Origin of the sequence: Paenibacillus taichungensis, from assembly GCF_013359905.1 — a bacterium.
In the GTDB taxonomy this organism is placed as follows: Bacteria; Bacillota; Bacilli; order Paenibacillales; family Paenibacillaceae; genus Paenibacillus; species Paenibacillus taichungensis.
The window spans coordinates 199,821-206,376 of the sequence record NZ_JABMCC010000106.1 but is presented as its reverse complement, the minus strand read 5'-3'; the positions used below and the strand labels follow the sequence as shown (position 1 = coordinate 206,376).

Genomic DNA, 6,556 nt, shown 5'->3' with positions numbered 1-6,556 from the left:
TAAGCTATGCGTTTGGTGGCGATGGCGGAGGGGTTCCACACGTACCCATCCCGAACACGACCGTTAAGCCCTCTAGCGCCGATGGTACTTGGACCGCAGGGTCCTGGGAGAGTAGGACGCCGCCAAGCGAACTCTTTCATCCTACATAGAAAACAGGCTCTGCATGTTAACGTTGTATGATGAATTGCATTTGCCCTGCAAATGCATATTATTCCCTGATAGCTCAGTTGGTAGAGCACTCGACTGTTAATCGAGTTGTCACAGGTTCGAGCCCTGTTCGGGGAGCCATTTGCTCTCATAGCTCAGTAGGTAGAGTGCATCCATGGTAAGGATGAGGTCACCGGTTCGATCCCGGTTGAGAGCTTTGGAAATGGGGCCCGTTGGTCAAGGGGTTAAGACACCTCCCTTTCACGGAGGTAACAGGGGTTCGAATCCCCTACGGGTCATAGCTATATTTATTAGCTTAAAAAAGGGATGAGAATCCCAAAGGTTCGTCGGAGGATAAACTTCGTTAGCAATGGCTTCGCAGTCTCGAACGAAGTGAGAGTATCCCCTACGGGTCATAGGATGGAGGCTTAGCTCAGCTGGGAGAGCATCTGCCTTACAAGCAGAGGGTCGGGGGTTCGATCCCCTCAGCCTCCACCACTTAACTTAATGGGGATTAGCCAAGCGGTAAGGCAACGGACTTTGACTCCGTCATGCATAGGTTCAAATCCTATATCCCCAGCCATCTTATTTTTCAGTTTGAGTCATTAGCTCAGTTGGTAGAGCACCTGACTTTTAATCAGGGTGTCGAAGGTTCGAGCCCTTCATGACTCACCATTATATGCGCGTGTGGCGGAATTGGCAGACGCACTAGACTTAGGATCTAGCGTTTCACGACGTGGGGGTTCAAGTCCCTCCACGCGCATAGGTTTTGCGGAAGTGGCTCAGCGGTAGAGCATCGCCTTGCCAAGGCGAGGGTCGCGGGTTCGATTCCCGTCTTCCGCTCCAATATTTGCGCCCTTAGCTCAGCTGGATAGAGCGTTTGACTACGAATCAAAAGGCCGGGAGTTCGAATCTCTCAGGGCGCGCCATTATTTTCATAAATATCGGGATGTAGCTCAGCTTGGTAGAGCACCTGGTTTGGGACCAGGGGGTCGCATGTTCAAATCGTGTCATCCCGATTTTTATTTGCGGGTGTAGTTCAATGGTAGAACTTTAGCCTTCCAAGCTAATAGCGTGGGTTCGATTCCCATCACCCGCTTCATGATTCATTGAAAAGTCTCTGTATATACAGGGACTTTTCTTTTATTTATAGAAACAACACCTCATTATAATACCAATCTCCCCTATATTCGTTTGATAAGTGAAAGAATAACTCAAACCTCTTCATTAAATTCTGCTATAAGAATCAAAAAATTATAAAAACACTCTTTAATTTATTGCGTCACTGTGATAAAGTATACAAAAGCTTGCTTTGCCGGTCATGTTTCTTTATGTTTCGTCTGGTTTGTAATAATGGAAATCATGCAGATACGAATCCATTCAGGTGCAACGAACATTCCAAGTCTAACTGTATATTTATGAAAAATTAAGAATAGGTATGAGTTATTCGAGTAATGAAAAGTACGTGAAAAAGGTATCATGCGACAGCATTTGACCATTAATCGAAGCAGAACAAGAAAATGAATAATAAAGCGTGTTTTTGTGCTGTAAATCAGGGTAAATCCCCATTTTTACTAGTAGAAAAATAAAGATTTTCGTACCATTTTATTGTATGATGTTATGAAGGTGTCAAATTTACGTGTACGAATGGAACGATCAGATGGGAGGATAAGCATGACTGAAACTATGGTAACCGCCAGCAAAAGCCAATCCAACAACCTGCTTCGGCGAGACGTGCGGTTCCTGGGCAATATACTCGGAGAAGTTCTTGTCCATCAAGGAGGCACGGAACTTCTAGATATCGTTGAGAAGATTCGGGAAACGAGCAAATCGTTGCGTGCAGAGTTCTTGCCAGAACTTTATGCAGAGTTCAAAACGATGATCCAGGAATTAGACTCAGAAAATCGCCATCAGGTGATTCGAGCTTTTGCGATTTATTTTCAATTAGTTAATATTGCTGAACAAAACCATCGGATCCGGCGTAAACGGGATTATGAACGTTCTGCAGGGGACGCTGTGCAGCCTGGATCGATTGAAAAAGCAGTACAAGATCTGAAGGAACGTGGACTGTCTCACACGGAAGTAGAGGATATTCTAGAAGATTTATCGCTGGAATTGGTGATGACAGCTCATCCAACCGAAGCCATGCGTCGGGTTATACTGGACATCCACAAACGGATATCCGAAGATGTCATGTCACTTGATAATCCTACGCTGACGTTGCGTGAACGTGAACAGTTGCGGGAGAAGTTGCTGAATGAAGTCATTACACTATGGCAGACTGATGAGCTTCGTGACCGTAAACCGACTGTGCTTGATGAAGTACGGAACGGAATGTATTACTTTCATGAAACGTTGTTCCATGTACTTCCGGATGTATACCAGGAGCTTGAACGCTGCCTGAATAAATTTTATCCTGACCATGACTGGCATGTGCCGACGTATTTGCGGTTCGGTTCCTGGATCGGTGGAGACCGGGATGGAAATCCTTCGGTAACTTCAGATGTAACATGGCAGACACTGTTGATGCAGCGTAAGCTCGCTTTACGTGAGTATCAACGGATTATGATTGAACTTATGGGACATCTCAGCTTCAGCACGAACATCATTCACGTATCGGATGAGCTGGTGCAGTCGATTGAGCAAGATCGTAGTTGTGTAACGTTGAAAAAAGTGGACATGTGGCGGAATGAAAAAGAGCCATATCGCATTAAATTGGCTTATATGATTGCCAAGCTGAACAATGTGCTGGATGAGAACAAAGTAGGACAGCCTGACCGCTATGACAGCGCTCAAGGACTGATGGATGATCTGATGATTATCGATCGCAGCCTGCGTCATCACTTTGCAGACTATGTAGCAGATACGACCATTCGCAAAATGATTCGTCAAGTCGAGCTGTTCGGATTCCATACAGCTGCATTGGATGTGCGTCAGCACAGCAAAGAGCATGAAAATGCGATGTCGGAGATTTTGGCCAAGATGAACATCGTAGAAGATTATGCTCGTTTGACGGAAGATGGCAAAATCGATTTGCTGGCTCGTTTGCTGGATGATCCTCGTCCGCTGACTTCCCCTTATCATCAATACACTGAGGGGACCAAAGAAACTCTGGATGTATTCCGTACGATCAAACGTGCTCAGAGCGAGTTTGGGGCCGGCTGTATCACAAGCTACCTGATTAGTATGACCCAAGGAGCAAGTGATCTGCTTGAGGTTATGGTATTTGCCAAAGAAGTAGGTTTGTTCCGCAAAGAGCATAACGGTGAAGTGGTATCTACGCTTCAAGCGGTTCCATTGTTTGAAACGATTGATGATCTTCATGCCGCTTCGGAAATTATGGAGAAGCTGTTCAATCTTCCGGTATATCGCGCAAGTGTGAGTGGACGGAATGAACTGCATGAAATCATGTTGGGTTACTCGGACAGCAACAAGGATGGCGGGGTTGTTACAGCCAACTGGGAGCTGCGCGTGGCGATGAATGCTATCACCGCTGTTGGGAATAAACACGGCGTTAAACTGAAGTTCTTCCATGGTAGAGGTGGAGCGCTTGGACGTGGGGGTATGCCTCTCAACCGTAGTATTCTTGCTCAACCACCACACACCATTGGTAGGGGCATCAAGATTACAGAGCAGGGTGAGGTTATCTCTTCCCGTTATTCCCTTCAGGGAATTGCATACCGCAGTCTTGAGCAGGCTACATCGGCTTTGATTACAGCTGCACTAAACGGTCTGGAGCCGCAGGAGTCGGACTCAGAGCGTCAGTGGGACAGCATCATCAAAGATATTTCTGAAGTATCCCTGACAAAATACCAGGATCTCATCTTCCGTGATCCAGACTTCTTTACTTTCTTCAAGGAATCGACACCGCTGCCTGAGGTTGGGGAACTGAATATTGGTTCACGTCCATCCAAACGGAAAAACAGCGACAAGTTCGAGGACCTGAGAGCGATCCCTTGGGTATTTGCCTGGACCCAAAGTCGTTATCTGCTTCCCGCATGGTATGCGGCAGGAACGGGACTTCAAAGTTACTATCAGGATAAAGAAGAAAATCTGGTTGTCCTGAAAGAAATGTATGAAAACTTCCCATTCTTCCGTACACTAATTGATACGGTACAGATGGCTGTTGCCAAAGCAGATCTGGTTATTGCGAAGGAATACTCGGCCATGACTTCCAATGTGGAAGCACGTGATCGCATCTATGGTCAGATTGAATCTGAATTCAAACTTACCAAAGAGCTGATTCTGAAAATTACGGGAGAAGCTGAAATTTTGGATGATGTACCGGTGATTCAAGAGTCGATCCGACTTCGTAATCCATATGTCGATCCTTTGTCCTACATGCAGGTCCAACTTCTGAGTGAGCTCAGAGACATGCGTGAGCGTGGCGAGGATGACACAGAGTTGCTGCGTGAAGTGCTGCTTACAATTAACGGCATTGCTGCAGGACTTCGGAATACGGGCTGATCATTAACCTGCTTAACAATATATGAAGTGAATTTTCCAGCCATATAGATAGTAAAAGCTTAATTCTTTCCTCAGCTTGAGTGAGAGATGAAACGGGACTCCTTCGGGAGTTCCCGTTTTTACTGTTTTTGGCGGTTATTTTCCGGCACAGTCTTGATTTTTGACCAAAGTTGATTTACGATTTGATTGGTGAATTACAAGTGTGGACGGGTATCAGAAGGCGGAAGACCCATCAGCATGTCTGGGGGAATAAGGGTGGACAATTTGGAGAACAGGCTTGTTAAGCTGGTACTGAAGGGTGACCAGCGAGCCTTTGCAGAAATCGTTGAATTATACAAGGACAAGCTGTTTCATCTGGCATACCGGATGCTGAACAATCGTCATGAAGCTGAAGACGTTGTACAGGAGACGTTTTTACGTGTGTTTCGCAATATGGAGAAGTATGATCCGAACCAGAAGTTCTCAACCTGGATATACCGGATTGCAACCAATCTGTGTATTGACCGCTTACGGCGGAAGAAACCTTCTTATTCATTGGATGCAGAGCTGAATGATCAGGAAGGATCTGATGGTTATGCAATGCTTCCAAGCGATGATCGTACACCAGAGAGTGAAGCACTTTTGTCTGAAACACAGACACTAATCCGTGAAGCGATTGACAGTTTGCCGGCCAAGTATAAATCAGTCATGATTTTGAGATATTTACAGGACTTGTCGCTACAGGAAATCAGTGATGTGACAGGTATGCCCGTAACAACGATTAAGACTCGTGTTCATCGGGGCCGTGATTTTTTGCGTAAAAAACTGGAATACAAGTTGTAAATGTAAAACGTCTGTATTTTGGGCGAAATTATTTGAAACATATCCGAAACGGATGCGTATGTAATGTATGCAAGTCTTATGCGTGCTTTTTGGCAATGCAAGGACTAAGTGATCTAAGAAAGGATTGGCTCTCATATGGATTGCAACTCGGCCGTCTCTTTAATGCATGAATGTTTGGATGAGTCGTTGTCCCCGGCCCAGAAGGTTGAACTGAAAAGTCACCTTGTGACCTGTCCGGATTGTCGCATGCGCTTTAAAGAGTTGGAACAGACGGAAATGCTACTCTTTGCCATGAAACACTATTCACCGTCTGCCTCGGATGAGCTGACCAATCGAATTATGAATGCTCTGCCCCAGCCCAAGAGACAGCAAGTATGGCTCAAATGGGTCAAAGGACATCCCGCGCTGACGGCGGCAGCCTTCTTTTTGGTCGTGATGCTCTTTAGCGCCTGGAATTTCTGGAATCAGAATAACGAAATGGTCGTTAAGGGAAATAATTTGGACCAGATCGTGATTGAAGGAAACACGGTTATTGTTCCGGAGGGCAAGTCCATTGCTGGCGATCTTACGATAGAGAATGGAACTGCTCAGGTGTACGGTGATGTGAATGGCAATCTAACGGTCATCGACGGACAGTTGTATCAGGCTTCAACGGCACATATTTCCGGTCAGGTGAAAAGTATTGATCAGGCGCTGGACTGGTTCTGGTACAAAATAACCAATATGGTAAATGAAGTGGCTTATCGCTAAAACAGGGTAAATTCTTCAATGGTATATACCAAGCAGGGTACCTCCAGATTGCTGGGGTACTCTTTTTTTATCTGATAACTTTGTAATTTATGGGATTTGTGTTGTTTATGCGCAGTTTGTGACTCCCGTAACTTGCAACATGAACGTTAACGTTATAACCTAGATACTAAAGAGAACATACTACTACATATAGATAAGCTTTTTGCATAAATCCAAAGAGCGTCTTTCAATCAGCAAAATATAGATGGAAATGATTCTGTTCGTCTTTACGCTGGTTAGATCAGAGTGCTCGTTTCTGGCCAACTCTTGTACCTGAGAGTGAGTTGAATGGATTATGCAAATGCGATAAAGGATTAATTAAATCCTAATG

3 protein-coding genes, 11 tRNA genes and 1 rRNA gene are annotated in these 6,556 nt (G+C 45.2%); all 15 read left to right on the top strand.

All coding sequences use genetic code 11. The features are described 5' to 3' along the window. Window positions 1-11: 11 nt before the first annotated feature. The 15 genes from rrf (at window position 12) to HP548_RS11830 (ending at window position 6,186) form a co-directional block, all read left to right on the top strand. Window positions 12-128 (top strand): 5S ribosomal RNA (gene rrf / locus HP548_RS11900). Between the two features lie 84 nt (window positions 129-212). Then, window positions 213-288, top strand: a tRNA-Asn gene (locus HP548_RS11895). Window positions 289-291: 3 nt separating this feature from the next. After that, window positions 292-364: transfer RNA gene (locus HP548_RS11890), tRNA-Thr, on the top strand. Between the two features lie 10 nt (window positions 365-374). Next, window positions 375-446, top strand: a tRNA-Glu gene (locus HP548_RS11885). A 123-nt stretch (window positions 447-569) separates the two neighbouring features. After that, window positions 570-645, top strand: a tRNA-Val gene (locus HP548_RS11880). A 10-nt stretch (window positions 646-655) separates the two neighbouring features. Further along, window positions 656-730: transfer RNA gene (locus HP548_RS11875), tRNA-Gln, on the top strand. Between the two features lie 16 nt (window positions 731-746). Next, window positions 747-822 (top strand) — tRNA-Lys (locus HP548_RS11870). A gap of 6 nt (window positions 823-828) precedes the next feature. Then, window positions 829-910, top strand: a tRNA-Leu gene (locus tag HP548_RS11865). An 8-nt stretch (window positions 911-918) separates the two neighbouring features. Next, a tRNA-Gly gene (locus HP548_RS11860) sits at window positions 919-993 on the top strand. Between the two features lie 6 nt (window positions 994-999). Then, window positions 1,000-1,076 (top strand) — tRNA-Arg (locus tag HP548_RS11855). A gap of 16 nt (window positions 1,077-1,092) precedes the next feature. Next, window positions 1,093-1,166 (top strand) — tRNA-Pro (locus HP548_RS11850). A 9-nt stretch (window positions 1,167-1,175) separates the two neighbouring features. Beyond that, window positions 1,176-1,246 (top strand) — tRNA-Gly (locus tag HP548_RS11845). 575 nt (window positions 1,247-1,821) lie between these two features. Continuing rightward, on the top strand, window positions 1,822-4,614 hold the full coding sequence (gene ppc / locus HP548_RS11840; RefSeq protein WP_175381724.1) for a phosphoenolpyruvate carboxylase: 2,793 nt from the start codon (window positions 1,822-1,824) through the stop codon (window positions 4,612-4,614). A 255-nt stretch (window positions 4,615-4,869) separates the two neighbouring features. After that, window positions 4,870-5,436 (top strand): RNA polymerase sigma factor SigW, encoded by a 567-nt coding sequence (sigW, locus tag HP548_RS11835; protein ID WP_017692117.1) that lies wholly within the window; start codon window positions 4,870-4,872, stop codon window positions 5,434-5,436. A gap of 135 nt (window positions 5,437-5,571) precedes the next feature. After that, window positions 5,572-6,186 (top strand): zf-HC2 domain-containing protein, encoded by a 615-nt coding sequence (locus HP548_RS11830; RefSeq protein WP_062329949.1) that lies wholly within the window; start codon window positions 5,572-5,574, stop codon window positions 6,184-6,186. Window positions 6,187-6,556 lie beyond the last annotated feature (370 nt).